The organism is Variovorax sp. GW531-E2 (assembly GCF_059423125.1).
In genome coordinates, this window is the sequence record NZ_JBWKXQ010000036.1 from 42,516 (window position 1) to 68,604 (window position 26,089).

Genomic DNA, 26,089 nt, shown 5'->3' on the forward strand with positions numbered 1-26,089 from the left:
CATGGAACTGTTTGAACACCTCTCAATGGGTTTTGGCGTTGCCTTTACCTTCACGAACCTGCTGTACTGCCTGGTCGGCTGCATTCTGGGCACGCTGATCGGCGTGCTCCCGGGCATCGGCCCGGTCGCGACGATTGCGATGCTGCTGCCCGCCACGTATGCGCTGCCGCCTGTGTCGGCGCTGATCATGCTGGCCGGTATTTATTACGGCGCACAGTACGGTGGCTCGACCACCGCGATTCTGGTGAACCTGCCGGGCGAATCGTCGTCGGTGGTGACCGTGATCGACGGCTACCAGATGGCGCGCAAGGGCCGTGCAGGTCCGGCGCTCGCTGCGGCCGGTCTGGGCTCGTTCTTCGCGGGTTGCGTCGGCACGCTGATTCTTGCCGCCTTCGCACCGCCGCTGACCGAGCTGGCCTTCAAGTTCGGCCCGGCCGAATACTTCTCGCTGATGATCCTGGGCCTGATCGGCGCCGTGGTGCTGGCCTCGGGCTCGCTGCTCAAGGCGATCGCGATGATCGTGCTGGGCCTGCTGATGGGCCTGGTCGGTACCGACGTGAACTCGGGTGTCGCACGCTACAGCTTCGACATCCCTGAACTCACCGACGGCATCGGCTTCGTGGCCATCGCCATGGGCGTGTTCGGCTACGGCGAAATCATTGCCAACCTCTCGCGTCCGGACGACGAGCGCGAAGTGTTCACCGCCAAGGTCTCGGGCCTGTTCCCGACCAAGGAAGACTTCAAGCGCATGGTGCCTGCCGTGCTGCGCGGCACGGCGCTGGGTTCGGCGCTGGGCATCCTGCCAGGCGGCGGTGCACTGCTGGCGGCTTTCGCGGCCTACACGATCGAGAAGAAGACCAAGCTGAAGCCGGGCGAAGTGCCCTTCGGCAAGGGCAACATCCGCGGCGTGGCGGCTCCCGAGTCGGCCAACAACGCCGGCGCGCAGACCTCCTTCATTCCGCTGCTGACGCTGGGCATTCCGCCCAACGCCGTGATGGCGCTGATGGTGGGCGCGATGACCATCCACAACATCCAGCCGGGCCCGCAGGTCATGACCAGCAACCCCGAGCTGTTCTGGGGCCTCATTGCCTCGATGTGGCTGGGCAATGCGATGCTGATCGTGCTGAACCTGCCGCTGATCGGCATGTGGATCAAGCTGCTGTCGGTGCCCTACAAGTTCCTGTTCCCCGCCATCGTGCTGTTCTGCGCGATCGGTGTGTACTCGACCAACAACAACACCTTCGACATCTGGATGGTGGGCATCTTCGGTCTGGTGGGCTACACCTTCTTCAAGCTGGGTTGCGAGCCTGCGCCGCTGCTGCTGGGCTTCATCCTGGGCCCGATGATGGAAGAGAACCTGCGCCGTTCGCTGCTGCTGTCGCGTGGCGACTGGAGCGTGTTCGTCACGCGTCCGATCTCGGCCAGCCTGCTGGCGGCCGCGGCGCTGCTGCTCATCATCGTGCTGCTGCCGGCCGTGAAATCGAAGCGCGAAGAGGCCTTCGTCGAAGACTGATCGACGCGCTTTCTCTGAACGCACAAACGGCGCCCTCGGGCGCCGTTTTTCTTTGGGGGGATGCCGTCGTCCCTATCTGCCCAGCGCGCTGAGCACCGCCACGGTCATCGCGTGCACGCCGGTCTTGATCGACGGCTCGGGCACTGGTGCGAAGAAGGGCGAATGGTTGCGGGCCAGCGGCTTGCCGCCGGGTTGGGCGGAGGCCGCGATGTCCCGCGCATCGAGCACGCCGATCGTGAAGTACATCGACGGCACGCCGGCGTTGATGAAGGCCGAGAAGTCTTCGCTGCCCGTCGAGGGCACCGTGGATGGAACGACCTGCGCCGGGCCCAGCGCCTGCTTGAGCGCGGCGGCCGCACGGGTCACGACCGCTTCGTCGTTGACCAGCGCTTCTCCGCCCGGCACCAGCTTGACCACGGGTTCGGGCGCGCCGCCCGTCGCGGCGGTGGCCATGGCCATGCGGCGCACGCCGGCCAGCAGCTGCTCGCGCACCTGCGGCTTGTACGAGCGGATGGTGCCGCGCAGCGTGACCGTGTCGGGAATGATGTTGCCGGCGGTGCCGCCCTGGATGGCGCCGATCGTCACGACACCGAATTCGGCCGGGTCTTTCTCGCGGCTCACCACGGCCTGCACGTCGGTCACGAAGCGCGCGGCGATCACGATCGGGTCGACGGTGGTGTGCGGCCGCGAGCCGTGGCCGCCGCGTCCCTTGAAGACGATTTCCAGCGCGTCGGAGTTGGAACTGCTGATACCGATGCCATAGCCGATGGCGCCATGCGGCGTGGGCGCCGTGTGCAGCGCGAACGCGGCGTCGGGCTTGGGAAAGCGCGTGAACAGGCCGTCCGCGAGCATCGCCTTGGCGCCCGAGACGGTTTCTTCGGCGGGCTGGCCGATGAACATCAGCGTGCCTTTCCATTGGTCCTTGAGCGCGACCAGCGTGCGCGCGGTGCCGAGCCAGCTGGCCATGTGGATGTCGTGGCCGCAGCTGTGGGCCACGAAGCTGTCGCGCCCGCCCCAGTCGGTGCGGGCCTGGCTGGCGTAGGGCAGGCCGGTCTTCTCTTCCATCGGCAGGCCGTCCATGTCGGTGCGCACCATCACGACCGGCCCGGGGCCGTTGCGGTACAGCGCCACGACGCCGGTGCCGCCGACCTTCTCGGTCACCTCGAAGCCGATGGCGCGCATCTCGGCGGCGAGCAAGGCGGCGGTGCGCGTTTCCTTGAAAGCAAGCTCGGGGTGGGCGTGCAGGTCCTTGTAGAGGGCGTCGAGCCGGGGGTACATCGCATCGACGAGCGGCGCGATCGCCGACGCCTGTGGTGACGCGGCGGGCTGGGCCTGCGCGCCTGCGCCGAAGGCGAGGAAGGCGGCCACGGCCAGGGAACGAAGCGCAAAGGTGGAGGTGTGGGTCAACATGGAATGAATGCAGGGGCGCATGAAAACGAGGATCAGAAGATGTGGCGGATGCCGAAGTCGTAGCCCGTGGCGCTGCGCGGGCGCCAGCCGCTGGCGGCCAGGTAGCCCGGATAGGGCGCGTCGCTGGCGCTCGTCACGGCGCCGATCGCCTTGTCGTTCTGGCCGTCCCGGATGCGAACGCGCGCGAACGTGGCGTACAGCGCCGTGCGGCGGGACAGGTGGTGCACGTAGCCCAGCGCCCATTGGCTGGCGCTGGCGCCTTGCGCGGTGTCTCCCGGCAGGCCGGTGGCGCCGGCCTTGTAGCTGACGCGACCGAACGACGCGCGGACGAGTCCGGGGCCCACGGGCACCGTGGCGCCCACCAGGTAGCCGTTGTATTTGTCGGTGCGATCCTGCATCCACGGCTGTGCCTGCGCGCGCCGGTGCCGCAGCTGCGACAGTTCGCCCAGCAGCTTGACGGGGCCGAAGTCGTAGGTGGCGCTCAGGCTGAGGGTCTTCAGCCGGTCCTCGCCGCCGGCGTCGACGGGCGGCTTGGCCGCCGAACCCGAGGGCAGGCGGTCCTTGTTGTCCTCACCGAACGCCAGCGCCACGTTGAGCGGTCCCTTGGCGTAGCCGAAGCGCCCGCCCAGGTAGCGCCCGCGCGCGTTCGTCGGCGTCACGTCCGGGCTGTAGCGGACGTTCTCGGGCAAGGCGTACTGGAGCTGCCCGTGGAAGCCGCCGAGGTCCGGCGGCAGGAAGTAGCCGATGCTGTTGCTGGCGCGCGCGTAGTTGTCGCCGGCCGCCACGCCGGCCGGTGCGCCGCCCAGGAGCGTGGACGAGGCGCTGTTGACGCGCGCGATCACCGACAGGCCCGCGCCCTGCACGGCGAAGGGGTCGGCCAGCGAGTCGTTGCGAAAGATCGGCGTGTAGTCGCGGCCCAGCCGCAGCTCGCCGAAGCCGCCCGACAGGCTCAGCGTCGAACGCTTGGCGAACGAGGCCAGGCCTGTCTTGCCGTCGTCGTTGGCGATGTTCGACTCCAGCCAGAAGCTCGCCGCCAGGCCGCCGCCCAGGTCTTCCGTGCCCCGAAAGCCCAGGCTGCTGCCGCGGTAGCCGCCGCGCGACAGCGTGGTCTGGCTCTGCGTCACCCGCGGCACGCCCGCCACCGGCAGGGCCGCGGCAGGGCGCCGTGGATCGAACGCCGGGCGGTACTCGCTGACGGTCTCGAAATGGCTGACGCCCGCATCCATGACGCCGAACAGCGTCACCGAGGACTGCGCCGAGGCCGCGCCGGCCAGCGCCAGCAGGGCCAGGCCGAGCGGGTGCCGCTTCACGCGAAGAACGCGCGAGCTGAAGCAGAGGGCGCCGGCATCGGCGCCCTCGAGGGAAGGAAAGTTCAAGGGGAGGTCTCCTGTGCGCCACTTCTGTGTCGAGTGGACTGGCGCGACTATCGGACGGCAGGGCGCCCGGGAGGAAATACCGTTTGCTGATGCGACCCCATCGCTATTTCTGATGGTCGGGCGCAAGGCCGCGCGCCGCGTGATGGCCGTGGCAACATTGATGCGTCAGATTCATATATCTATCCGATAAATCCATTTCCCTTTTCAATGCCCCGCGTGTCCAATCCTGCGGCCACGTCGGACAAGGCGCGCTCCCGACACACCACCTCGGACACAATGAATTCCATGAAACGAACCACCCGCGCCGCGCTTGCCGCGGCTGCGCTGGTGCTGGCCGCGGTGCCCGCACTGGCCCAGAACTACCCGAACCGGCCCATCCGCCTGATCGTGCCGTTCCCGGCGGCCGGCGCCACCGACCTCTTCGCCCGCACGCTGGGCCAGAAGATGGGCGAGAAACTCGGCGCCACGCTGGTGGTCGACAACAAGCCCGGCGCCGGCGGTGCGATCGGTTCCGACCTCGCGGCCAAGGCGCCGCCCGACGGCTACACGCTGCTGCTCGCGACCACGAGCACGCACGCCATCGGCCCGGCCATCACGCCGAAGCTGCCCTACGACACGGTGCGCGACTTCACGCCCATCGCCCACGTGGGCGATGCGCCGAGCATCATGCTGGTGCCGATCAACACGCCCGCCAAGACGGTGCGCGAATGGATCGACAACGCCAAGAAGAACCCCGGCAAGCTCAACTACGCATCGAGCGGCAACGGCACCATCGTGCAGCTCACGGCGGAGCTGTTCAAGGCGCAGGCCGGCGTGTTCGTCACGCACATCCCCTACCGCGGCACGGCGCTGGCGGTGCCCGACCTCATCAGCGGCAAGGTCGACGTGCTGTTCGACTCGCTGCCCACCGGCATGCCGCACGTGCGCGACGGCCGCCTGCGCGCGCTGGGCGTGACCTCGCTCAAGCGCAGCCCGCTCGCGCCCGAGCTGCCGCCCATCGCCGACACGCTGCCCGGCTTCGAGTCGACCACCTGGTTCGGCTTCTACGGCCCGAAGGGGCTGCCGGCCGACGTCGTGGCGCGCGTGAACAAGGCCGCCAACGAGGCGCTGGCCGATCCGGAGCTGAAGGACAAGCTCGCGCGCCTGGGCATCGAGCCGGCGAACGCGGGCACGCCCGAGCAGTTCGCAAAGATGGTGGCCGTTGACGCCGCCAAGTGGAAAAAGATCGTCGTCGATCGCAAGATCACGAATGACTAACGAGAGCACGCCGACATGAACTTCGACTTCAACAATCCCTACCTCTCGACCCGCCTCCCGGTCTTCGCGCGCAACGTGGTCGCGACCTCGCACCCGCTGGCTGCGCAGGCGGGCCTGCGCATCCTGCAGCAGGGCGGCAACGCGGTCGATGCGGCCATTGCCACGGCCGCCGTGATGACGCTGGTCGAGCCCGTGAGCAACGGCCTGGGCAGCGACGCCTTCTGCATCCTGTGGGACGGCAAGGAACTGCACGGCCTGAACGCCTCGGGCCCCGCGCCGAAGGCATGGACGCCCGAGTACTTCAAGGCCAAGTACGGCGCCGACGCTGCCACGCCGCCGATGCGCGGCATCGACTCGGTGACGGTGCCGGGCGCGGTGCGCGGCTGGGTTGCGATGAGCGAGCGTTTCGGCAAGCTGCCGTTCGCCGACCTGATGGCGCCGGCCATCGACATCGCCGAGCGCGGCTACCTCGTGCCGCCGGTGGTGCAAGGCAAGTGGGCGGCGGCCACGCCGATCCTGCAGTCGCAGCCCGGCTTCGCGCAGGCCTTCCTGCCCTGGGGCCGCGCGCCCGAGGTCGGCGAGCTGTTCCGCTTCACCGCGGCGGCCCGCGCGCTCAAGGCCATCGCCCGCACCAAGGGCGAGGCCTACTACAACGGCGAGATCGCCGAGGCCATCGCCAAGTTCTCGCAAGAACAGGGCGGCGCGCTCACCGTGGCCGACATGGCGGCCTATCAGCCCGAGTGGGTGAAGCCCATCTCGCGCGACTACCGCGGCCACACGCTGCACGAGATCCCGCCGAACGGCCAGGGCATCGCGGCGCTGATCGCGCTGGGCATCCTCGAGAAGTTCGACATCGCCTCGCTGCCGGTCGACTCGGTGCAGTCGCAGCACCTGCAGATCGAGGCCATGAAGCTGGCCTTCGCCGACGTGTACCGCTACGTGTCGGAGCCATCGTCGATGACGGTGACCCCCGCGCAAATGCTCGATGACGCCTACCTGGCTTCGCGTGCGAGACTCATCGACGTGAACAAGGCGCAGGACTTCAAGGCCGGCAACCCCGTCAAGGGCGGCACCATCTACCTCACGGCCGCGGACGAGAGCGGCATGATGGTGAGCTTCATCCAGAGCAACTACATGGGCTTCGGCTCGGGCTGCGTGGAACCCGAGTTCGGCATCAGCCTGCAGAACCGCGGCCACGGCTTCAGTCTCAAGGCCGAGAGCCCGAACGTGGTGGCACCGGGCAAGCGCCCGTTCCACACCATCATCCCGGCCTTCCTCACCAAGGACGGGCAGCCGGTGATGAGCTTCGGCGTGATGGGCGGCAACATGCAGCCGCAGGGCCACATGCAGACGCTGGTGCGCATGCTCGACTACGGCCAGAACCCGCAGGCCGCGTGCGATGCGCCGCGCTGGCGCTTCAACGCGGGGCTCGAGATCAATGTCGAGGCCGCGATGAATGCCAATACGTTGCAGGGCCTGCGCGACCTGGGCCACCACCTCGAGGTGATCAACGACTCGTACCAGGACTTCGGCGCCGGCCAGTTCATCTGGCGCGCGGGCGAGCCTTCGGTCGAAGGCTACGTGGCCGCGAGCGATCCGCGCCGCGACGGCCTCGCTGCAGGCTACTGAGGATCAAGGGATGATCGGGGGATGAACAAGACAGCCGCATCGGTCGGCATTCCCCCGCACGGACACGAGGCCGCCCGCAAGGGCTACGCCACCGGCCTCGTCCTGGCCACGCTGGGCGCCATCGCGTTCAGCGGCAAGGCCATCATCGTCAAGCTGGCGTACCGCTACGGCGTCGACGCCATCACGCTCATCATGCTGCGCATGCTCTTCGCGCTGCCGCTGTTCGCGCTGATGGCGTGGTGGGCCGGGCGCGGCAAGCCCGCGCTCACGACGCGCGACTGGCTCGGCATTTTGGGGCTCGGCTTCTCGGGCTACTACCTCGCGAGCTTTCTCGACTTTGCAGGGCTGGCCTACATCTCGGCCAGCTTCGAGCGGCTGATCCTGTACCTCAACCCGACGCTGGTGCTGTTCTTCGGCTGGCTGCTGTACCGGCGCCGCCCGACGCGCCCGCAGGTGTTCGGCATGGTCGTGAGCTATGCCGGCGTGCTGCTGGTGTTCGGCCACGAGCTCTGGACCGGCGGCGACGGCAAGGGCGGCGGCGCGGCCGCATGGGGCGCGTTCCTCGTGTTCCTGAGCGCGGTGAGCTATGCGGGCTACCTTGTGTACAGCGGCGAGTTCGTCAAGCGGCTGGGCTCGCTGCGGCTCGTGGGCCTGGCCACCACCGTGGCCTGCCTGCTGTGCATCCTGCAGTTCGTGCTCACGCGGCCGATGAGCGCGGCGATGGCGGTCGCGCCCGAGGTGATCTGGTTGTCGGTGCTCAACGCCACGCTGTGCACCGCGGTGCCTGTCCTCATGGTGATGATGGCCATCGAACGCATCGGCCCCGCCATTGCGGCACAAACCGGCATGATCGGGCCCCTGTCGACCATCCTCATGGGGGTGGTCATACTGGGTGAGCCGTTCACCGCGTGGATCGCGGCCGGCACGGTGCTCGTCATCGCGGGCATCTTCGTTTTCACACGCAAGGGGCGGTAGCCGTCCTTGCAACATCGATCGATCGATCGACTGGAGCAAACACATGGATCTGGGCATTGCAGGCAGGACCGCACTCGTGTGCGGCGCGAGCAAGGGGTTGGGCTACGGCTGCGCCGAGGCGCTGGTGCGCGAAGGCGTCAACGTGGTGATCGTGGCGCGCGGCGCCGAAGCGCTCGACGCCGCGGCCAAGCAGCTGGTGGCGGTGGCCGGGCCGTCGGGTCCGTTCGTCAAGCACGTGGCGGCCGACATCACCACCGAAGCCGGCCGCGCGGCCGTGTTCGCGCTGGGCCAGGACTTCGACATCGTCGTCACCAACGCCGGCGGCCCGCCGCCCGGCGACTTCCGCAACTGGGACCGCGAGGCGTGGATCAAGGCGGTGGACGCCAACATGCTCACGCCCATCGAGCTCATCAAGGCCACGGTCGATGGCATGGCGAAACGCGGCTTCGGCCGCATCGTCAACATCACGTCGAGCTCGGTGAAGTCGCCGATCGACATCCTGGGCCTGTCGAACGGCGCGCGCAGCGGCCTCACGGGCTTCGTGGCCGGCGTGGCGCGCACGTCGGTGGCGGCGCAGGGCGTGACCATCAACAACCTGCTGCCGGGCTCCTTCGAGACCGACCGCCTCAAGGGCACGATGGCCGGCGCGGCGCAGAAGTCGGGCCAGGATTTCGACACCGTGTGGGAAGCGCGCAAGAAGAACATTCCGGCCAAGCGCTTCGGCAACCCGGCCGAGTTCGGTGCGATCTGCGCGTTCCTGTGCAGCATGCAGGCCGGCTACATGACCGGCCAGAACGTGCTCGCCGACGGCGGCGCGTACCCCGGAACGTACTGACCCACACAGCGGCGCGCGTTCAGCGCCGCGACGACACCACGATCCCGCCCACGATCAGCACGAAGGCGGCGCCGTGGTACCAGTACGGCGCCTCGCCGAGGAAGGCCGCCGACAGCACGGCCGCGAACAGCGGCGTGAGGTTCATGAAGATGCTCGCCGCCTGCGGGCCCGCGCGTTGCACGCCGGTGCCCCAGCAGCGGTAGGCCAGCACGGCGGGGCCGATGCCGATGAACAGCATCGCCGCAATGAGCGGCCAGCCCAGGTCGAGGTGGGCGGGCGTGAACGTCCACTCGCCGGCGGCCAGCGCGCCCGACCACGCCACGCCGAAAACCAGCTGCGCCATCAGGAAGGCAGCCCAGTCGCTGCGCACGTCGGCGGGCTCGTGCGTGCGCGCCAGCAGCCAGCTGTAGAAGGCCCAGGCGATGGTGCCCGCGATCATGTACAGGTCGCCCGGCACCAGCCGCAGCGCCAGCAGCTGCTGCCACTCGCCGCGGCTCAAGACCAGCAGCACGCCCAGCATCGACAGCAGCGCGCCGCCCAGCGCGCGCCGGCTGACGCGCGCGCCGAAGCACAGCGTGCCCACGGCCAGCATCCACAGCGGCAGGCTGGAGCCCACCAGCGTGACGTTGATCGGCGTGGAGGTCTGCAGCGCCAGGTACTGGAAGGCGTTGTACAGGCCGATGCCCAGCAGGCCCAGCAGCGCATAGCGCCGCCAGTGCGCCCACAGCGGGCTGTCGCGGCGCAGCACCCACGCCGCCAGCGGCAGCAGCAGCACGAACGCGATCACCCAGCGCACGAAGTTCAGCGTCAGCGGCGACACCAGCGCGCGCACCAGCCGGCCGACCACGGCATTGCCGGCCCACAGCAGCGGCGGCACGGTGAGGAGCAGGGCGGTGAGGGGCGTGAGGCGGTGGTGCGATGCGGACGACATGGCCGCCGACTCTACCGGGCCCGCGCAGTGTCCGTGGCCCGTCGAGAAATGGTCAAACGTGGCACGATGCCCGTCCCATTCTTTTTTCCCCTGCGTGGAGACAGCAACGATGTTGAGCAAAGCCGTCCGTATCGACCGCCACGGCGGTCCCGAGGAACTGAAGGTCGTCGAGGTCGAGGTGGGCGAGCCCGGCCCCGGCGAGATCCGCATCCGCCACAAGGCCGTGGGCCTGAACTTCATCGACACCTACCAGCGCACCGGCCTGTACCCGTTCCAGATGCCGCTGCAGCTGGGCATGGAAGCCTCGGGCATCGTCGAGGCGGTGGGCGAGGGCGTGACGCACCTGAAGGTGGGCGACCGCGCCGCCTACGCGAGCCAGCCGCCCGGCGCCTACTGCGAGCTGCGCGTGATGCCCGCCAAGTGCGTGTGCAAGCTGCCCGACGACATCTCCTTCGAGACCGGCGCGGCCATGATGCTCAAGGGCCTCACCGCGCAGTACCTGCTGAAGAAGACGCTGCCCGCCGAAGGCCTGCAGCCCGGCGACTTCGTGCTGTTCCATGCCGCGGCCGGCGGTGTCGGGCTCATCGCCTGCCAGTGGGCCAAGGCGCTCGGGCTGCAGCTCATCGGCACGGCCGGCAGCGACGCCAAGTGCCAGCTCGCGCTGGCGCACGGCGCGGCGCACGCCATCAACTACAGCACCGAGAACTTCGCGGCGCGCGTGAAGGAGATCACCGGCGGCCAGGGCGTGAAGGTGGTGTACGACTCGGTGGGCAAGGACACCTTCGAAGGCTCCATCGACAGCCTGCGCCCCTTCGGCCTGCTGGCGATCTTCGGCAACGGCTCGGGTCCGGTGCCGCCGGTCAACCTCGGCCTGCTGGCCTCGAAGGGCTCGCTCTACGTGACGCGCCCGACGCTGTTCACGCACATCGCCACGCGCGAGCGCACGCAGGCCATGGCCGACGACCTGTTCGCCGTGGTGCAAAGCGGCGCGGTGAAGATCCCGATCGACCAGCGCTACACCCTGGCCGACGTGCAGCAGGCGCACCGCGACCTCGAGGCGCGCAAGACCACGGGCTGCACCATCCTCACGCTCTGAGTCCGGGCGGGTGGCCGGCGGGTGATGTCCTACGCGTGGTGGGGTGTCACACCTTCGACTTGTGGCGGGCGCAATTTGTAGCCTGCATTTGTCCCTTTGCAGAGCCCGCCATGACCACCGTCCGCGCCTTCATCGTCGAAGACAACCCCGCCCAGCGCGCCAGCCTGGCGGGCACGCTGCGCGAGATGGCGCGCATCGATCCGGTCGGCCAGGCCGAGTCGGAGGCGGAGGGCACGCGTTGGCTCACGCGCAACCCGGCGCTGTGGGACCTGGCCATCGTCGACCTGTTTCTGGGCGACGGCACCGGCTTCAGCGTGCTCGAGGCCTGCCGCAACCGCGACCCGAGGCAGAAGATGGTGGTGCTCAGCAACCACGCCACGCCCGAGACGCGCCGCAAGTGCGCGCAGCTCGGCGCCGACGCGGTGTTCGACAAGGCCACCGAGGTGGAGGAGCTGATCGACTTCTGCGTGCGCCAGCGACAGGAGCGCTTCTTCAGCGCGCCTTCGTCGGCGGGGCCGCGGGCGCCTCACTGAGCGCCGCCGTCTCGCGCACCATGCGCCAGACCCGCTGTGCGAGCGGCGACAGCTCGCGGTTGCGGCGCCGGATCAGCATGATCGCGCGCTGCACGTTCGGCACCAGCGGGCGCACCACCAGCCGCGCCAGCCCCTCGGGCGGCAGCGACAGCCCCGGCATCACGCTGATGCCGATGCCGGCCTCGACCATGCGGAACACGGTGGTCGCATGGCCCAGTTGCTGCTTCACGTCGCAGCGCGCGCCGTGCCGCTCCAGCGCCTGGTCGATGAGGCGCCGGCTGCCCGAGGCGTGATCGAGCAGCACCAGCGGCTGGCCGTCGAGCGCCGACCAGTTCACCGACGCCTTTTTTTCCGTCAGCCGGTGGCCGGGCAGCGTGACCACCATGAAGGGGTCGTTGAGGATCGACTCGCAGTGCAGGTCGTCGGCCTCGGAGGGCTCGATCACCACGCCGAAGTCGACCTCGCCGCTGCGCACGCTGTCCAGCACGTCCTGCTGAATGCGGTCGAGCAACAAGAACTGGATGCCCGGCGCCTGCACCGCGCAGGCCGCGATGCAGTCGGGCATGAGGTTGGCCGAGAGCGTGGGGCTGCTGGCCACGCGCACCTTGCCGCCGCGCGCGCTGGCCAGGCCGGCCACGTCCTGCAGGGTCTGGTCGAGTTCGTCGAGCACGCGGTCGAGCCGGGCCGCGAACGAGTGGCCGGCTTCGGTCAGCACCACCTCGCGCGTGGTGCGGTCCAGTAGCTTGAGGCCGAGCTGGGCCTCGAGCTCCGAGATCGACCGGCTCACCGCCGGCTGGCTCAGGCCCACCTGGTCGCCGGCACGGCTGAAGTTGCGGCCCTCGGCCACTGAGCGGAAGACGCGGAGTTGGCGCAGCGTGACGTTCATGCGCTCAAATCATATATCCATCCGATAAATCCATTTCTCTTTTGAATGGCCGGAAGGTCCAATGCGAGGCATGGCACGTTCACGCTTCCTCCCCGACAACTTCACGCTCACGCTCGTCGCGGTCGTCACCCTGGCCAGCCTGCTGCCCGCCAGCGGCCGCGTGGCCCATTTCTTCGAGGGCCTGACCACGGTCGCGATCGGGCTGCTGTTCTTCCTGCACGGCGCCAAGCTGTCGCGCGAGGCGATCCTTGCGGGCATCATGCATTGGCGGCTGCACCTGCTGGTGTTCGCCTGCACCTTCATCCTGTTCCCGGTGCTGGGGCTCGCGCTGCGGCCGGTGCTGGGGCCGCTGGTGACGCCGCAGCTGTACACGGGCGTGCTGTTCCTGTGCGTGCTGCCGGCCACGGTGCAGTCGGCGATTGCTTTCACTGCGATGGCGCGGGGGAACATGCCGGCCGCCATCTGCAGCGCCTCGGCCTCGACCCTGTTGGGCGTGTTCATCACGCCGGTGCTGGTGAGCCTTGTGGTGCTGCCTGAAGGCGGCGCGGTGGCGTCGTCGTCGTCGCTCGACGCGATCGGGCGCATCCTGCTGCAGCTGCTGGTGCCGTTCGTCATCGGCCACCTGTCGCGCCCGCTGATCGGCAAGTGGATCCAGAAGCGCGCCGCGGTGCTGAAGTTCGTGGACCAGGGCTCGATCCTGCTGGTGGTCTACACGGCCTTCAGCGCGGCGGTGATCGAAGGGCTCTGGAAGCAGATTCCCGTGAGCGCGCTGCTGGGGCTGCTGCTGGTGTGCGGCGTGTTGCTGGCGCTGGCGCTGGGGCTGACGACGTTCATGGCGCGGCGCTTCGGCTTCAACATCGAGGACGAGATCACCATCGTCTTCTGCGGCTCGAAGAAGAGCCTGGCGAGCGGGATTCCGATGGCCAAGGTGCTGTTCGCCTCGCACGCCGTCGGCGCGATCGTGCTGCCGTTGATGCTGTTCCACCAGATGCAGCTCATGGTGTGCGCGGTGCTGGCGCAGCGTTATGCGCGCCGCGCGGCGCCAGCTCCGGCACCTGCGCTTCGCACGGCCGAGTAGCCTGTCCGACGCCGAGCGTTCACGCACCGGCCGGCGCGTGAACGCAAAACAACACCCGCGAGGGGAGGGCTGGCGTCCACCAGATTCCTCCAATTTTGAACAGGACCATCCGGTCAGCGGCTCGATGAAGAGCAGCTGAAAACCCCGGAGAAACCTGAATGAAGAAATCCCTCACGGCACTCGCCGCGCTGGCCGTCACCGGCCTGGCCTCTGCCCAATCGTCGGTCACCCTGTTCGGCGTCGTCGATGCCGGCGTGAGCTACCAGAGCGCCACCTCGCGCAACCCCGTCACGGGCACCACCAGCAAGCAAAGCCAATGGAGCCTGGCCAACTCGGGCTACAACTCCAGCCGCATCGGCTTTCGCGGCACGGAAGACCTGGGCGGCGGGCTCGCCGCCAGCTTCTGGCTCGAGGCGCCGATCAGCAACGACGACGGCGCCACCGGCATCGCCAACTTCAACCGCCGTTCCACCGTCAGCCTGTCGGGCGGCTTCGGCGAAGTGCGACTGGGCCGCGACTACACGGCCACATTCTGGAACGACACGGTGTTCGACCCGTTCGGCACCAACGGCTCGGGCTCCAGCGTGATCAACACGGTGAGCGGCAGCACCGCGCTGGGCAACACGAACTACGTGCGCGCCAGCAACATGGTCGGCTACTTCCTGCCGCCCAACCTCGGCGGCTTCTACGGCCAGCTGCAGTACAGCCTGAACGAGAACACGAAGACCAGCGCCACCGACACCACGGCCGCCACCAGCAGCAGCGCCGGACGCTATGTGGGCGGGCGTTTCGGCTATGCGAACGGGCCGCTGGACATCGCGCTGGCGGTGGGCCAGAACGTGGCGGTCGACACCACCACGCTCACGCGCAAGGTGCAGACGATCAACCTCGGCGCGTCGTACGACTTCGGCCCCGTCAAGCTGTTCGGCGAGCTGTCGAACGTGAAGAACAAGTTCGACCTCGCGGCACTGGGCAACAGCCGCGACAGCTACAACGGCTACCTGATCGGCGCGAGCATGCCGGTGGGCGCGGGCCTGATCCGCGCGTCGTACTCGACCGTGCGCTACAACGAAGGCGCGGTCGGCGTCACGGGCGACGACCCGCGTGCGAACAAGCTCGCGATCGGCTACGTGCACAACCTGTCCAAGCGCACTGCGCTGTACGCCACCGTGGCGCGCGTGAGCAACCGCAACGACGCGAACTACACGGGCAGCCTCACGGCCGCGAGCACCACGGGCTACGGCAGCACCGGCGTGGGCTACACGGGCCTGCCGCGTTCGTCGACGGGCTACGACTTCGGCATTCGCCACGCGTTCTGATCGGCTTCCGTTAGCGTGCGGCGGCGCTGCCGGCGCACGCTAACGGGCCCTGCCGTCGAACCAGTCATGCATCGATTCACATGATCCGAACTCATCACCTCGCGGGCGTGCTGGCGGCACTCGGCCTGTCGGGCTGCATCGTGCTGCCGCCCCCTCTTTTCCCGCCCGGGCCACCGCCGGGGTTTCGCGAAGGGCCCCCGCCACGCTGCGAGGCCCCGAGCGGCTGCGCGCGGCCGGCCTTTCCTGAAACGCGCTGAGGACTGTCGACCATGTACGGCAGTTCACTCGGCCTGGTCATTGCCACGCTCATCGGCCTTGGGCTGGCTGGCGTGCTCGCGCTGATGGGCGCGCTGTTCGTCGCCAACGCCCGCGCGGCCGTGCAAGCCCGCGGCCTCGCGCAGCAGGCCCGCACGCAGCAGCGCCAGCAACTGGCGGACAGCCGCGTGCAGGACCTGCGGCCGTTGCTCGGCGCCGAGCCCGGCGATGCAACATCGCTGCACCTCGCGGTGGACCTGCCCGCGGAAGCGGTGCCGGTCTTCGGCATTCCATCGGAGCTGCGCGAGCTGCTGGCCAAGGTGGCCGCGCATGCCGCGCGCGTGATGGCGGCGGGGGCGACGCTGCAGGTGCGCGCGCGCATCGAAGGCACGCAGGCCGTCGTTCACTGGCGCGACCTCGACGCAGACAGCGAACGCCCACCGCTGGCGCGCTTCTTCGATGCGCTCGACGCCGCTTCGCTGGCCAGCGCGCGCATCTGCGAGCGCATCGCGGGGCGCCACGGTGGGCGCATCTATTCCGCGCCAGACGATGGCGGCGTGCTCGGGCTGACGCTGCGCCTGCCGCTGTACGCGCCGGCGGTGGCCGCCGGATCAGTCGACTGAAGTGCGCGTCGGCGCCGACGCGGCCGATACGCCCGAAAGTTCAAGGGCCTCGAGCGCCTCGTACTCCACCGCCAGGAAGTCCACCAGCTTGCGCACCGACGGCAGCAGGCCGCGGCGCGACGGGAACACCGCGTGCACGATGCCGCTGCGCGGCGCCCATTGCGGCAGCGCGTCGACCAGGCGGCCGGCCTGCAGGTCGTCGCGCACCATCATCGTCGGCATCTTGGCCACGCCCACGCCCTGCAGGGCGGCATGCCGCAGCGCGGCCATGTCGTCGGTCACCAGCCGGGGCTGGTGGCGCACCTCGGCGCTCGCACCGTCGGGGCCTTCGAGCGACCAGGTGTGGTGCGGCTGGGCCGGGCCGAGGTCCAGGCTGGGCAGCAGGCCGATGTCGGCGGGGCTGGCCGGCGCCGTCAGGCCTTCGAGGAGGCGCGGGTGGGCCACCAGCCGCTGCGTGCTGTGGCCCAGCACCTTCATCACGAGGTCGGTGTCCTCGAGCGGCGGAAAGCGCACGCGCAGCGCGAGGTCGAAGCCTTCGCGGATCACGTCGACGCGGCGGTTGGTGCTCTCCAGCTGCACGGTCACGCGCGGGCACTCGGTCATGAAGCGGGCGAGCATCTCGGCCACCTGGTAGTACACCAGCGCCGGCGGGCACGACAGCCGCACCAGCCCCTGCGGCTGGGCCTGCAGGCGGTCGATGGCCTCCTGCGCGGCGTCGGCCTCGACCAGCATGGCCACGCAGTGCTCGTAGTACTGGCGGCCGATGTCGGTGACGCTGAAGCGGCGCGTGGAGCGCTGGATCAGGCGCACGCCCAGACGCTCCTCGAGCAGCGCGATGCGCCGGCTCAGGCTCGACTTGGGCACGCTCAGGGCGCGGCCGGCCGGGGCAAAACCGCCGTGGTCGACCACCTGGGCGTAGTAGTAGAGATCGTTCAGGTCGCGCATGGCTTTTTGGGGCCCTCCGTGCCGTTGATCGTTCGCCAGATGGAACGATGAGGGCGAATTCTGGCATCTACTCAAAGCATCGTTGCGGCCCCATCCTTGATCCATGGCTTTCCCGTTCCGGGCGAGCCGCCAGATGGAAAGGAACACAGACCATGAAGAAGATCCTCGGCACCTACAGCGCACCGCGCCCGCACTGGGTGGGCGACGGTTTTCCCGTGCGCTCGCTGTTCAGCTACGACACGCTGGGCCGCCACGCCAGCCCCTTCCTGCTGCTGGACTACGCCGGCCCGGCCCGGTTCACGCCGACCGCGCAGCCGCGCGGCGTGGGCCAGCACCCGCACCGCGGCTTCGAGACCGTGACCATCGTCTACAAGGGCGAGGTGTCGCACCGCGACTCGACCGGGCAGGGCGGCACCATCGGCCCCGGCGACGTGCAGTGGATGACCGCGGGCGCGGGCATCCTGCACGAGGAGTTCCATTCCGAAGCCTTCACGCGCGACGGCGGCGAGCTCGAGATGGTGCAGCTGTGGGTCAACCTGCCCGCCCGGGACAAGATGGCCGCGCCCGGCTACCAGGCCATCGTGGATGCGCAGATTCCGTCGGTGCCGCTGCCGGAAGGCGCGGGCAGCGTGCGGGTGATCGCGGGCGACTACCTCGGTCACAAGGGGCCGGCACGCACCTTCACGCCGATCGACGTGTGGGACCTGCGCCTGAACCAGGGCGCGCAGGTGACGCTGCCGGTGCCCGAAGGCCACACGGCCGCGGTGGTGGTGCTGCGCGGCACGGTGCAGGTGAACGGCGAGACGGTCGTGCGCGACGCGCAGATGGTGTTGCTCGACCGCGCGGGCGATGCGCTCACGCTGGACGCCAACAACGACGCGGTGGTGCTGCTGCTCAGCGGCGAGCCGATCGACGAACCCATCGTCGGCCACGGCCCGTTCGTGATGAACACGCGCGACGAGATCGTGCAGGCGATGAAGGACTTCGGCAGCGGGAAGTTCGGGCAGATGCCGGAGGCCGTGGCGCACTGAGCGCCCACCACCGCCCTGGTTGAAGAATCAGGCGGCGGTGAGCATGCCCCGGGCCTCGATGAAGGCCACGACCTCGGCGACGCCCGTGAGCGTCTTGAGGTTGGTCATCACGTAGGGGCGCTGGCGGCGCATGCGCTGGGTGTCCTGTTCCATCACGTCGAGGTTCGCGCCCACGTAGGGCGCGAGGTCGGTCTTGTTGATGACGAACAGGTCGCTCTTGGTGATGCCGGGGCCGCCCTTGCGCGGGATCTTCTCGCCGGCCGCCACGTCGATCACGTAGATGGTGAGGTCCGACAGCTCGGGACTGAAGGTGGCGGCCAGGTTGTCGCCGCCCGACTCGACGAACACCACGTCGGCATCGGGAAAGTCTTCGAGCATGCGGTCGATGGCCTCGAGGTTGATCGAGGCGTCTTCGCGGATCGCGGTGTGCGGGCAGCCGCCGGTTTCCACGCCCATGATGCGTTCGGCCGGCAGCGCGCCGGCCACGGTGAGCAGGCGCTGGTCTTCCTTGGTGTAGATGTCGTTGGTGATGGCGACCAGGTCGTACTTGTCGCGCATCGCCTTGCAGAGCATTTCGAGCAGGGTGGTCTTGCCCGAGCCGACGGGGCCGCCGATGCCCACGCGCAGCGGCGGGAGCTTCTTGGTGCGGTTCGGGATGTGGTGCAGGGCGGAGGTCATGGGCGAAAAGATCCGGTTCGGTCAGCTTCGGAAGAGGCGGGAATATTGTGTTTCATGGCGGGCCGACAACACCGCCAGCAGGGGCGCGAAGGCCTGGCGCTCGTCGTCGCTCAGTTGCATGGCGCGGTCGACAGCCGCAGGGATTTCGTTCGCCAGCCGCGCCAGGATGCGCTGGCCCGCGCTCTGGCCCAGCGGCACGGCCTTGACGGCGGCGGCCACCATGTTCTCGGCCCAGCCGAAGGCGAAGGCCAGGCAGCCGTCCTGCACGGTGGCTTCGGTGCGGCTGGCGGCGAACGCGAAGGCCACGGGGTAGGTCGCGGGCAGGCCGGCGAAGACCTCGGCGGTGTCGGCATGGTGCAGTTTGAGCCACTCGACGAAGGAACGGCCCATCTGCTCGGTCTGCAGGAAGAACTCGGCGGATTCGCGGGTGTGCAGCACCCAGTCGTTGAGGGTGCGGATGCGCTGTGCGTCGTTCGCGCGCCAGGCGGTGATCGCCTGGGCTGCCAGGGCGAGGTCGCCGCGCGCGAAGCTCAGGTGCAGCTGGTCGGAGAGCCACTCGGTGGCGCTGGCTTCGGAGTTGATGCCGGCCCATTCGACTGCTGCCTCGACGCCTTCGGAGTACGAGAAGCCTCCCACTGGCAGGGCGGGGGAGGCTAGCCAGATGAGCTGTAGGAGGCTGTGCGGGGTTGGCATTTGTTTATTGGCGCGCGCCGCTGTTCAGGGCGCGTGCGCAGGCCACCGGGTACTTCCCTCCGCGAATGTCCCCCGGCCTGCGGCCTCCTCCTTGATTTCGCTGCGGGAAGCACCCAGTGTCCTGCGCACGGGAAGGCCGTCGTTCATTTCAGTGCGAGTGGCCGTGATCGTCGTCGAGCAGTTCGGGGGCGAGCACGAGGGGCTTCGGGCCGCTGCCGTGCGAATGCCCGTGGCCGTGGTCATGGCTGTGGCCGCCATGCGAATGCCCTTGCGCTCCGTACGCACCGCCTTCGGGCTCGAAGGCTTCCTCGACGGCGACGACGATCAGGTGCATCGAGCGCAGCATGTCGGCCAGCACGTGGTCGGGTTCGATCTTCAGGTGGTCGGGCTTGAGCTCGATCGGCACGTGCCGATTGCCCAGGTGGTAGGCCGCGCGCGTCAGGTCGAAGGGCGTGCCGTGGGCGGTGCAGTGCGTGATGCGCAGCACCGGCTGCGGCGCCGCGATCACGCGCACCAGCGAGCCGTCTTCCGCCACCAGCACGTCGCCGCCGCGCACCGCGGTGCCGCGTGGCAGGAAGATGCCGATCTGCCGGCCCTGCGAGTCGGTGGCGTCGAAACGGCTTTTCTGACGCACGTCCCAGTCGAGTTCGATGGTGGCGGCACGCTTGAGCAGCACGGGCGCGAGACCGCGGCCCTGGGGCATGAGTTTGTTGGCGGTGAGCATGGCGGGTTGCGACTCCAGATGAGGCGGAATAATATAACGCTTGTTATAACTTTTGCTCGTGGGAGTCCGCCATGTCCGCACTCAAACTGACCCAGATCGGCAACTCGGTCGGCGTCATCCTGCCCAAGGAGGTGCTGGCCAGCATGAAGGTCGGCAAGGGCGACACGGTCTACCTCACGCAGGCCGCGGGCGGCGGCTTCACGCTCACGCCGTACGACGATGCCTTCGAACGCCAGATGGAGGCGGCGCGGCGCGTCATGAAGAAGCGGCGCAACGTGCTGCGCGAACTGGCGAAATGAGCGCGGCCAACCAGGCCTGGGTCTGGCTCAGCCTGCAGTTGATCCATGCGGTGCATGAAGAGCAGTTGGCCGAGCATGGCGGGCCGGCCGGCGTGCGCGACGAGGGCTTGCTGGCCTCGGCCATGGGTCGGCCGCAGAACCGCGCGCTGTACGAATCGCCCGATGCCGCCACGCTGGCCGCCGCCTACGCCTTCGGCATCGCGCGCAACCACCCCTTCACGGACGGCAACAAGCGAACCGCTTTCGTCGCGATGGAAGTGTTCCTCGACCTCAACGGCTTCGAGTTGGTGGCGTCCGACCACGACTGCGTACTCATCACGCTGAAGCTCGCCGAAGGCGGGCTGGACGAAGACGCGCTCGCTCAGTGGATTCGCGAGCACCTGGCGCCACGCAACGACTGAAGTGGCGCGCGCGGCGCGGGTGAGTGAAAACGCAGGCATGGGCATGGTGCAACAAGGGTTCCTTCTCCCGTAGCAAGGACCGGGCCCCGCGCGGGGCTTGCCTGCGCGCCCCATCCGCCCCAGCATCCGCGTCATGAACAGCCTGGCCTACCTGACGACCGACGTCGCGACCCCGCTGCGTTTCGACTACTGGCACGACGTCGTGTGCCGCCACTGCATTCCCGCGGCCAGCCGTGCGATGACGGCCGAGCCGTTCGAAGGGCGGCTCGACGTGCGCGAGGTGGGCGCGGTCAGCGTCAACCGCATGTCGGCGCCGATGCATCACTGGTCGCGCGACGCGCCCCACCTGCGCCGGCATCCGCTGGACGACCTGTGGCTGGCGTTCGTGCAGGAGGGCGAGGGCACCTTGGTGCAAGGCGGGCGGCAGGGGCGGCTGCGCAGCGGCGACATGCTGCTCTACGACGCCGGCCGGCCCTTCGAATGCACGCTGGACGCGCGCTCGGTCTACCTGGCGCGCATGCCGCGCCGGCTGCTGCTGCGGCGCTTCGCGAAGGCCGAAGACTTCACCGCCCGCACCATCGCCGCGGACCGCCCCGGCGCGGCGCCGCTGCACGCGATGCTGCGGGAGACGGCGAACCCGGCGTTTGAGCAGCCGCATTCCGCCGCCGCCGAACGCTTCGGCGGCGCGCTCATCGACCTGCTGGCCGTGACGCTCGAACTGCAGCAGGACATGGCTGGCGACGCCGGCGCCGAGCGCGGCCTGCATGCGCGCATGACGGCTTACATCGAGCGCCACCTGGACGACCCGGCGCTGTCGCTCGAGGCGCTGGCGCAGGCGCACCACGTCTCGGCGCGCACCGTGGCGCGGGCGTTCGCGCGCCAGGGCGCCACGGCGATGGGCGCGGTCTGGCAGGCGCGCCTGGCGGCCAGCCGCGAGGCGCTGGTGGGCGGGCGCGCGCACAGCGTGACCGACGTCGCGTTCCAGCACGGGTTCTCCGACCTGTCGCATTTCAGCCGGGTCTTCCGCAAGGCCTACGGCTGCGCGCCGCACACGCTGCTGAAGCCGCGCTGAGCGCCGCGCGCGGGGTGTCCGCCCCAGCACAAGTGCATGTCCGGAAGAGACCAGCGCGGGCCGCCGCGCGCCGATAAGGTTCGCCCGGGGTGGCAGCTTCGCCACTTGGATTCGGACCTTCTTTCTCAACCCTACACATGCAGGAGTCAGTCATGGCGGACAAGGAATTGCATCATCTCGAACTGCTGGAGGTCGGCCGGCAGATCCAGTCGCGCGAGCGCTCGTCGGAAGAGGTCACGCGCGCCATGCTCGCGCGCATCGAGGCCGTCGACGGCCGCTTGCGCAGCTACGCGACGCGCATGGACGCGCAGGCGCTCGACGATGCGCGCCGCGCCGACACCGAGATCGCCGCCGGTCGCGCGCGCGGGCCGCTGCACGGCGTGCCGCTGGCTGTGAAAGACCTGCTGTGGACCGAGGGCGTGCCGAGCGCGCACGGCATGACGATCCACAAAGCGTTCCGCCCGACGGAAGACGCGACCGTGGTGCGCCGCCTGCGCGAGGCCGGCGCGGTGATCCTGGGCAAGCTGCAGCAGACCGAAGGCGCCTTTGCCGACCACCATCCGCAGATCGCGTCGCCGGTCAACCCGTGGGACGCCACGCTGTGGCCCGGCGTGTCGTCCAGCGGCTCGGGCGTGGCCACGGCGGCGGGGTTGTGCTTCGGCGCGCTGGGCACCGACACGGGCGGATCGATCCGCTTTCCGTCGGCGGCCAACGGCATCACGGGCCTGAAGCCGACGTGGGGGCGGGTGAGCCGCCACGGCGCCTTCGAACTCGCCGCCTCGCTCGATCACATCGGCCCGATGACGCGCAGCGCGGCCGACGCGGGCGCGATGCTGGCGGCCATCGCCGGCGCCGACCCGCGCGACCCGACGGCCAGCACGCTGCCGGTGCCCGATTACCTGGCGACGATGACGCGCGGCCTGGCCGGCCTGCGCGTGGGCATCGACCCCGCCTGGACGCTGGACCGCGTGGACGCCCCCACGCGCGCCACGCTCGCGGCTGCGATCCGCACGGTCGAATCGCTGGGCGCTTCGGTGCGCGAGGTGGTGTTTCCCGACACGGCGCAGGCGGTGCTCGACTGGTCGCCGTTGTGCGCGGTCGAGACCGCCGTGGCGCACGAGGCGACGTACCCGGCGCGGCGCGACGAGTACGGTCCGGGCCTCTCGGGGCTGATCGACCTGGGCTTGTCACAAAGCGCCACCGACTACCAGAAGCTGCTGCTGCGCCGCGCCGATTTCACGGGCCGCGTGCGCACGTTCTTCGACCAGGTCGACCTGCTGCTGATCCCGGCCATTCCCTTCGCGGCGCCGACGCTCGAGCGCGCCGGCCAGCTCGGCGTGGACCCGGAGCTGCTGGCGGGCATGCTGCGCTACATCTGCCCGTTCGACCTCACGGGCAGCCCCACGCTCACCTTGCCGGGCGGCGCCACCGAGGCGGGCGTGCCGGTGGCCTTCCAGTTCGTGGCGCCGCACTTCGGCGAAGACCTGCTGGTGCGCGCGGGCTGGGCGTTCCAGCGGGCGACCGACTGGCACCGCCGGCATCCGGCGGTCTGAGTCTTCAGAACAGAAAGTAGCGCTGCGCCATCGGCAGCACCTTGGCCGGCTCGCAGGTCAGCAGCTGGCCGTCGGCGCGCACGGCATAGGTCTGTGCGTCGATCTCCATCTTCGGCGTGTAGCCGTTGTGGATCAGGTCCTGCTTGCGCACGTTGCGGATGTTCTTCACGGCGCTCAGGTGCTTGCTCAGGCCGTAGCGCTCCTTGATGCCCGCGACCAGCCCGGCCTGCGAGACGAAGGTCAGCGAGCTCTTGGCGAGCGAGCCGCCGTAGGCGCCGAACATCGGCCGGAAGTGCACCGGCTGCGGTGTGGGGATCGACGCGCTGGGGTCGCCCATCGCGGCCATGGCGATGGTGCCGCCCTTGATGATGGTGAAGGGCTTCACGCCGAAGAAGGCCGGCTTCCAGACCACGAGGTCGGCCCACTTGCCGACTTCGATGGAGCCCACCTCGTGCGCGATGCCGTGCGCGAGGGCCGGGTTGATCGTGTACTTGGCCACGTAGCGCCGCACGCGGAAGTTGTCGTTGCGCTCGCTGTCCTCGGGCAGCGTGCCGCGCTGCTGCTTCATCTTGTGCGCGGTCTGCCAGGTGCGGATGACGACCTCGCCGACGCGGCCCATGGCCTGGCTGTCGGAGCTGAACATGCTGATCGCGCCCAGGTCGTGCAGCACGTCTTCGGCGGCGATGGTTTCCTTGCGGATGCGCGACTCGGCAAAGGCCAGGTCTTCGGCGATGCCGGCGTCCAGGTGGTGGCACACCATGAGCATGTCGACGTGCTCGTCGAGCGTGTTCACGGTGTAGGGCATCGTCGGGTTGGTCGACGAGGGCAGGAAGTTCGACTCGCCCACCACGCGCAGGATGTCGGGCGCATGGCCGCCGCCCGCGCCCTCGGTGTGGAAGGCGCAGATGGCGCGCCCGCCCACGGCGGCGATGGTGTTCTCGACGAAGCCCGATTCGTTCAGCGTGTCGCTGTGGATCGCCACCTGCGTGTCGGTGGCATCGGCCACGTCCAGGCAGTTGCTGATGGCCGAAGGCGTGGTGCCCCAGTCTTCATGCAGCTTCAGGCCCATGACGCCGGCCTCGATCTGCTCGTGCAGCGCGTCGGGCAGGCTGGCATTGCCCTTGCCGAGGAAGCCCAGGTTCATCGGGAAGGCGTCGGCCGCCTGCAGCATGCGTTCGATGTGCCAAGGGCCGGGTGTGGCCGTGGTCGCGAAGGTGCCGGTGGCCGGGCCGGTGCCGCCGCCGAGCATGGTCGTCACGCCCGAGGCCAGCGCCTCCTCGATCTGCTGCGGGCAGATGAAGTGGATGTGGCTGTCGATGCCGCCCGCGGTGACGATGGTGCCTTCGCAGCTGATGATCTCGGTGCCCGGGCCGATGACGATGTCCACGCCCGGCTGCACGTCGGGGTTGCCGGCCTTGCCGATGGCGGCGATGCGCCCGTCCTTCAGGCCGATGTCGGCTTTCACGATGCCCCAGTGGTCGAGGATGAGGGCGTTGGTCATCACCGTGTCGACGGCGCCCTGTGCGCGCGTGCGCTGCGACTGCGCCATGCCGTCGCGGATCGTCTTGCCGCCGCCGAACTTCACCTCTTCGCCGTAGCCGCCGGCGCGCAGCGTGTAGTCGGCTTCGACTTCGATCAGCAGGTCGGTGTCCGCAAGGCGGACCCGGTCGCCCACGGTGGGGCCGAAGATTTCTGCATAGGCGCGTCGCCCGATGGTGGCCATGTTTTAGAGCTTTCCTTGAACCAGGCCGCGAAAGCCGTAGACGATGCGATCGCCCGAGAAGTCGACCAGCTCGACGGTGCGCTGTTGCCCCGGCTCGAAGCGCACCGCGGCGCCCGAGGCGATGTTCAGGCGCATGCCGCGCGCGGCGGCGCGGTCGAAGTCGAGGGCGCCGTTGGTCTCGGCGAAGTGGTAGTGCGAGCCGACCTGGATCGGCCGGTCGGCCGTGTTGCGCACCACCAGCGTGAGGGCGCGGCGGCCGGGGTTGAGCGTGTGCTCGCCGTCGTCGGTGAGGAGTTCGCCGGGCGTCATGGCCGCCTCAGACCGCCTGGGCCAGCAGCGTGGCGCCCAGGGCGACGACGGCAGTACCGGCCACGCGCGGCAGCCAGGCGTTGGCGTGGCGCAGCGCCCAGCCCAGCGCGATGCCGGCCGCGTGCAGCAGCAGCGTGGCGCTGACCATGCCGGCCAGCGTGAGGGCGGCGCCGTGCTCGCCCGCCAGTTCGTGGCCGTGCGCCACGCCGTGGAAGACGGCGAACAGGCCCACCACGGCCATGGCGACGCCGGCCGACAGGCGCACGCGCGTGGCGACCAGCAGGCCCAGCACCAGCAGCGAGGCGGCGATCATCGGCTCGACCGCCGGCAGCTGCACGCCGGCCAGCCCGGCCAGTGCGCCCGCGAGCAGCATGCCCGCGAAGGCCAGCGGCGCCCACAGCAGGTCGGGCCAAGCGCGGCGCGCGACCAGCGCGCTCCACAGGCCCACCGCGACCATCGCCGCGAGGTGGTCCGCGCCGGTCAGCGGGTGCATGAAGCCGGTGACGAAGCCGTGGTGCACGCCGCCGTCGACGCCGGTGTGGGCACTGGCGGCCAGCGGCAGCAGGAGGGTGACGAGCAGGGCGGAAGTCTTTGCGAAGCGCATGGAGGGATCTTTCTTCTTGTGGCGGAGGTTCAGACGATCGGCTGGTGGACGGTCACGAGCTTGGTGCCGTCAGGAAAACTGGCCTCGACCTGAATGTCGGGAATCATCTCGGCGATGCCGTCCATCACGTCGGCGCGCGTGAGCACGCTGCGGCCCTCGCTCATCAGCTCGGCGACGCTCTTGCCGTCGCGGGCGCCCTCCATCACGGCGGCGGTGATCAGCGCGACGGCTTCGGGGTAGTTGAGCTTGAGCCCGCGCGCCTTGCGGCGCTCGGCCAGCAGCGCCGCCGTGAAGATCAGCAGCTTGTCTTTTTCGCGCGGGGTCAGTTCCATGGCGGGGGT

General features: G+C 69.4%; 27 protein-coding genes. 15 read left to right on the forward strand and 12 right to left on the reverse strand.

Annotated elements, in window-relative coordinates; all coding sequences use genetic code 11:
- Position 1: 1 nt before the first annotated feature.
- A complete protein-coding gene (locus tag AC07XP_RS20360; protein WP_062479412.1) occupies positions 2–1,513 on the forward strand; it encodes a tripartite tricarboxylate transporter permease in 1,512 nt (503 codons plus the stop codon).
- A gap of 72 nt (positions 1,514–1,585) precedes the next feature.
- On the opposite strand, the gene AC07XP_RS20365 is transcribed toward AC07XP_RS20360, so the two are convergent.
- Both AC07XP_RS20365 and AC07XP_RS20370 read right to left on the reverse strand, forming a co-directional pair.
- Positions 1,586–2,923, reverse strand: coding sequence for an amidohydrolase (locus tag AC07XP_RS20365; RefSeq protein WP_495265685.1), 1,338 nt, complete (start codon positions 2,921–2,923; stop codon positions 1,586–1,588).
- A gap of 32 nt (positions 2,924–2,955) precedes the next feature.
- Positions 2,956–4,233, reverse strand: coding sequence for a porin (locus AC07XP_RS20370; RefSeq protein ID WP_495265700.1), 1,278 nt, complete (start codon positions 4,231–4,233; stop codon positions 2,956–2,958).
- Between the two features lie 351 nt (positions 4,234–4,584).
- Between AC07XP_RS20370 and AC07XP_RS20375 the strand changes: the two genes are divergently transcribed.
- The 4 genes from AC07XP_RS20375 to AC07XP_RS20390 are packed head-to-tail and all read left to right on the forward strand — an operon-like array spanning position 4,585 to position 8,995.
- Entirely contained in the window at positions 4,585–5,556 is a 972-nt protein-coding gene (locus tag AC07XP_RS20375; RefSeq protein WP_495265686.1) for a Bug family tripartite tricarboxylate transporter substrate binding protein, read from the forward strand.
- 15 nt (positions 5,557–5,571) lie between these two features.
- A complete protein-coding gene (locus AC07XP_RS20380; RefSeq protein WP_159274989.1) occupies positions 5,572–7,185 on the forward strand; it encodes a gamma-glutamyltransferase family protein in 1,614 nt (537 codons plus the stop codon).
- A gap of 21 nt (positions 7,186–7,206) precedes the next feature.
- On the forward strand, positions 7,207–8,160 hold the full coding sequence (locus AC07XP_RS20385) for a DMT family transporter (RefSeq protein ID WP_495265687.1): 954 nt from the start codon (positions 7,207–7,209) through the stop codon (positions 8,158–8,160).
- A 43-nt stretch (positions 8,161–8,203) separates the two neighbouring features.
- Positions 8,204–8,995, forward strand: a complete 792-nt coding sequence (locus tag AC07XP_RS20390; protein ID WP_495265688.1) for an SDR family oxidoreductase — start codon at positions 8,204–8,206, stop codon at positions 8,993–8,995.
- A 19-nt stretch (positions 8,996–9,014) separates the two neighbouring features.
- Here AC07XP_RS20390 and AC07XP_RS20395 read toward each other — a convergent pair whose 3' ends face one another.
- The gene (locus AC07XP_RS20395) at positions 9,015–9,926 is read right to left on the reverse strand and encodes a DMT family transporter (protein WP_492685739.1); all 912 of its coding nucleotides are present in this window, start codon (positions 9,924–9,926) and stop codon (positions 9,015–9,017) included.
- A 109-nt stretch (positions 9,927–10,035) separates the two neighbouring features.
- On the opposite strand from AC07XP_RS20395, the gene AC07XP_RS20400 reads away from it, so the two are divergent.
- A complete protein-coding gene (locus tag AC07XP_RS20400) occupies positions 10,036–11,022 on the forward strand; it encodes a quinone oxidoreductase family protein (protein WP_495265689.1) in 987 nt (328 codons plus the stop codon).
- A 110-nt stretch (positions 11,023–11,132) separates the two neighbouring features.
- A complete protein-coding gene (locus AC07XP_RS20405; RefSeq protein WP_095743895.1) occupies positions 11,133–11,555 on the forward strand; it encodes a response regulator in 423 nt (140 codons plus the stop codon).
- Here the strand turns inward: AC07XP_RS20405 and AC07XP_RS20410 are convergent.
- On the reverse strand, positions 11,515–12,441 hold the full coding sequence (locus AC07XP_RS20410) for a LysR family transcriptional regulator (RefSeq protein ID WP_062479435.1): 927 nt from the start codon (positions 12,439–12,441) through the stop codon (positions 11,515–11,517). The genes AC07XP_RS20405 and AC07XP_RS20410 overlap by 41 nt on opposite strands.
- A 70-nt stretch (positions 12,442–12,511) precedes the next feature.
- Here AC07XP_RS20410 and AC07XP_RS20415 point away from each other — a divergent pair, with 70 nt between their 5' ends.
- The 3 genes from AC07XP_RS20415 to AC07XP_RS20425 all read left to right on the forward strand — a co-directional run bounded on the left by AC07XP_RS20415 (position 12,512) and on the right by AC07XP_RS20425 (position 15,716).
- Complete coding sequence (locus AC07XP_RS20415; RefSeq protein WP_495265690.1) at positions 12,512–13,519, forward strand: bile acid:sodium symporter family protein; 1,008 nt, start codon at positions 12,512–12,514, stop codon at positions 13,517–13,519.
- A 158-nt stretch (positions 13,520–13,677) separates the two neighbouring features.
- Positions 13,678–14,838, forward strand: coding sequence for a porin (locus AC07XP_RS20420; protein WP_495265691.1), 1,161 nt, complete (start codon positions 13,678–13,680; stop codon positions 14,836–14,838).
- Between the two features lie 269 nt (positions 14,839–15,107).
- Complete coding sequence (locus tag AC07XP_RS20425) at positions 15,108–15,716, forward strand: ATP-binding protein (RefSeq protein WP_495265692.1); 609 nt, start codon at positions 15,108–15,110, stop codon at positions 15,714–15,716.
- Here the strand turns inward: AC07XP_RS20425 and AC07XP_RS20430 are convergent.
- The gene (locus tag AC07XP_RS20430) at positions 15,705–16,661 is read right to left on the reverse strand and encodes a LysR family transcriptional regulator (protein WP_139700107.1); all 957 of its coding nucleotides are present in this window, start codon (positions 16,659–16,661) and stop codon (positions 15,705–15,707) included. The two genes, AC07XP_RS20425 and AC07XP_RS20430, sit on opposite strands and share 12 nt — an antisense overlap.
- Before the next feature lie 152 nt (positions 16,662–16,813).
- Here AC07XP_RS20430 and AC07XP_RS20435 point away from each other — a divergent pair, with 152 nt between their 5' ends.
- The gene (locus AC07XP_RS20435) at positions 16,814–17,692 is read left to right on the forward strand and encodes a pirin family protein (RefSeq protein WP_495265693.1); all 879 of its coding nucleotides are present in this window, start codon (positions 16,814–16,816) and stop codon (positions 17,690–17,692) included.
- Positions 17,693–17,719: 27 nt separating this feature from the next.
- On the opposite strand, the gene ureG is transcribed toward AC07XP_RS20435, so the two are convergent.
- From ureG to ureE, 3 genes are all read right to left on the reverse strand, one after another.
- Positions 17,720–18,370 (reverse strand): urease accessory protein UreG, encoded by a 651-nt coding sequence (ureG, locus tag AC07XP_RS20440; protein ID WP_354342940.1) that lies wholly within the window; start codon positions 18,368–18,370, stop codon positions 17,720–17,722.
- A gap of 21 nt (positions 18,371–18,391) precedes the next feature.
- Positions 18,392–19,063 carry an urease accessory protein UreF gene (locus tag AC07XP_RS20445; RefSeq protein ID WP_495265694.1) on the reverse strand — a complete coding sequence of 224 codons (672 nt, stop codon included), beginning with the start codon at positions 19,061–19,063 and terminating at the stop codon, positions 18,392–18,394.
- Between the two features lie 148 nt (positions 19,064–19,211).
- Positions 19,212–19,787: an urease accessory protein UreE gene (ureE, locus tag AC07XP_RS20450; protein WP_495265695.1), complete on the reverse strand. Its 576-nt coding sequence runs from the start codon at positions 19,785–19,787 to the stop codon at positions 19,212–19,214.
- Between the two features lie 71 nt (positions 19,788–19,858).
- Between ureE and AC07XP_RS20455 the strand changes: the two genes are divergently transcribed.
- The 4 genes from AC07XP_RS20455 to AC07XP_RS20470 all read left to right on the forward strand — a co-directional run bounded on the left by AC07XP_RS20455 (position 19,859) and on the right by AC07XP_RS20470 (position 23,112).
- Positions 19,859–20,086, forward strand: coding sequence for an AbrB/MazE/SpoVT family DNA-binding domain-containing protein (locus tag AC07XP_RS20455; RefSeq protein WP_095743901.1), 228 nt, complete (start codon positions 19,859–19,861; stop codon positions 20,084–20,086).
- Positions 20,083–20,487 (forward strand): type II toxin-antitoxin system death-on-curing family toxin, encoded by a 405-nt coding sequence (locus AC07XP_RS20460; RefSeq protein ID WP_095743902.1) that lies wholly within the window; start codon positions 20,083–20,085, stop codon positions 20,485–20,487. Before AC07XP_RS20455 ends, AC07XP_RS20460 begins: the two co-directional genes overlap by 4 nt.
- A gap of 133 nt (positions 20,488–20,620) precedes the next feature.
- Positions 20,621–21,559 (forward strand): AraC-like ligand-binding domain-containing protein, encoded by a 939-nt coding sequence (locus tag AC07XP_RS20465; RefSeq protein ID WP_495265696.1) that lies wholly within the window; start codon positions 20,621–20,623, stop codon positions 21,557–21,559.
- A gap of 152 nt (positions 21,560–21,711) precedes the next feature.
- Positions 21,712–23,112, forward strand: coding sequence for an amidase (locus AC07XP_RS20470; protein ID WP_495265697.1), 1,401 nt, complete (start codon positions 21,712–21,714; stop codon positions 23,110–23,112).
- 4 nt (positions 23,113–23,116) lie between these two features.
- On the opposite strand, the gene ureC is transcribed toward AC07XP_RS20470, so the two are convergent.
- Genes ureC through AC07XP_RS20490 form a run of 4 tightly spaced genes read right to left on the reverse strand, consistent with a single transcriptional unit; the run spans position 23,117 to position 26,080 of the window.
- A complete protein-coding gene (gene ureC, locus AC07XP_RS20475; RefSeq protein WP_495265698.1) occupies positions 23,117–24,835 on the reverse strand; it encodes an urease subunit alpha in 1,719 nt (572 codons plus the stop codon).
- A 3-nt stretch (positions 24,836–24,838) separates the two neighbouring features.
- Positions 24,839–25,144 carry an urease subunit beta gene (locus AC07XP_RS20480; protein WP_070063624.1) on the reverse strand — a complete coding sequence of 102 codons (306 nt, stop codon included), beginning with the start codon at positions 25,142–25,144 and terminating at the stop codon, positions 24,839–24,841.
- A 7-nt stretch (positions 25,145–25,151) separates the two neighbouring features.
- Entirely contained in the window at positions 25,152–25,748 is a 597-nt protein-coding gene (locus AC07XP_RS20485; protein WP_495265699.1) for a HupE/UreJ family protein, read from the reverse strand.
- Between the two features lie 29 nt (positions 25,749–25,777).
- On the reverse strand, positions 25,778–26,080 hold the full coding sequence (locus tag AC07XP_RS20490) for an urease subunit gamma (RefSeq protein ID WP_062474548.1): 303 nt from the start codon (positions 26,078–26,080) through the stop codon (positions 25,778–25,780).
- Between the last annotated feature and the right edge of the window lie 9 nt (positions 26,081–26,089).

Coding starts and splice junctions, on each gene's coding strand:
- AC07XP_RS20375 (WP_495265686.1), top strand. CDS start 4,585: ATGAAACGAACCACCCGCGCCGCGCTTGCCGCGGCTGCGCTGGTGCTG.
- AC07XP_RS20480 (WP_070063624.1), bottom strand. CDS start 25,144: ATGACGCCCGGCGAACTCCTCACCGACGACGGCGAGCACACGCTCAAC.
- AC07XP_RS20425 (WP_495265692.1), top strand. CDS start 15,108: ATGTACGGCAGTTCACTCGGCCTGGTCATTGCCACGCTCATCGGCCTT.
- AC07XP_RS20455 (WP_095743901.1), top strand. CDS start 19,859: ATGTCCGCACTCAAACTGACCCAGATCGGCAACTCGGTCGGCGTCATC.
- AC07XP_RS20470 (WP_495265697.1), top strand. CDS start 21,712: ATGGCGGACAAGGAATTGCATCATCTCGAACTGCTGGAGGTCGGCCGG.
- AC07XP_RS20490 (WP_062474548.1), bottom strand. CDS start 26,080: ATGGAACTGACCCCGCGCGAAAAAGACAAGCTGCTGATCTTCACGGCG.
- AC07XP_RS20435 (WP_495265693.1), top strand. CDS start 16,814: ATGAAGAAGATCCTCGGCACCTACAGCGCACCGCGCCCGCACTGGGTG.
- ureC (WP_495265698.1), bottom strand. CDS start 24,835: ATGGCCACCATCGGGCGACGCGCCTATGCAGAAATCTTCGGCCCCACC.
- AC07XP_RS20485 (WP_495265699.1), bottom strand. CDS start 25,748: ATGCGCTTCGCAAAGACTTCCGCCCTGCTCGTCACCCTCCTGCTGCCG.
- AC07XP_RS20465 (WP_495265696.1), top strand. CDS start 20,621: ATGAACAGCCTGGCCTACCTGACGACCGACGTCGCGACCCCGCTGCGT.
- AC07XP_RS20400 (WP_495265689.1), top strand. CDS start 10,036: ATGTTGAGCAAAGCCGTCCGTATCGACCGCCACGGCGGTCCCGAGGAA.
- AC07XP_RS20460 (WP_095743902.1), top strand. CDS start 20,083: ATGAGCGCGGCCAACCAGGCCTGGGTCTGGCTCAGCCTGCAGTTGATC.
- AC07XP_RS20390 (WP_495265688.1), top strand. CDS start 8,204: ATGGATCTGGGCATTGCAGGCAGGACCGCACTCGTGTGCGGCGCGAGC.
- AC07XP_RS20385 (WP_495265687.1), top strand. CDS start 7,207: ATGAACAAGACAGCCGCATCGGTCGGCATTCCCCCGCACGGACACGAG.
- AC07XP_RS20420 (WP_495265691.1), top strand. CDS start 13,678: ATGAAGAAATCCCTCACGGCACTCGCCGCGCTGGCCGTCACCGGCCTG.
- AC07XP_RS20410 (WP_062479435.1), bottom strand. CDS start 12,441: ATGAACGTCACGCTGCGCCAACTCCGCGTCTTCCGCTCAGTGGCCGAG.
- AC07XP_RS20445 (WP_495265694.1), bottom strand. CDS start 19,063: ATGCCAACCCCGCACAGCCTCCTACAGCTCATCTGGCTAGCCTCCCCC.
- ureG (WP_354342940.1), bottom strand. CDS start 18,370: ATGACCTCCGCCCTGCACCACATCCCGAACCGCACCAAGAAGCTCCCG.
- ureE (WP_495265695.1), bottom strand. CDS start 19,787: ATGCTCACCGCCAACAAACTCATGCCCCAGGGCCGCGGTCTCGCGCCC.
- AC07XP_RS20430 (WP_139700107.1), bottom strand. CDS start 16,661: ATGCGCGACCTGAACGATCTCTACTACTACGCCCAGGTGGTCGACCAC.
- AC07XP_RS20360 (WP_062479412.1), top strand. CDS start 2: ATGGAACTGTTTGAACACCTCTCAATGGGTTTTGGCGTTGCCTTTACC.
- AC07XP_RS20395 (WP_492685739.1), bottom strand. CDS start 9,926: ATGTCGTCCGCATCGCACCACCGCCTCACGCCCCTCACCGCCCTGCTC.
- AC07XP_RS20415 (WP_495265690.1), top strand. CDS start 12,512: ATGGCACGTTCACGCTTCCTCCCCGACAACTTCACGCTCACGCTCGTC.
- AC07XP_RS20380 (WP_159274989.1), top strand. CDS start 5,572: ATGAACTTCGACTTCAACAATCCCTACCTCTCGACCCGCCTCCCGGTC.
- AC07XP_RS20405 (WP_095743895.1), top strand. CDS start 11,133: ATGACCACCGTCCGCGCCTTCATCGTCGAAGACAACCCCGCCCAGCGC.
- AC07XP_RS20365 (WP_495265685.1), bottom strand. CDS start 2,923: ATGTTGACCCACACCTCCACCTTTGCGCTTCGTTCCCTGGCCGTGGCC.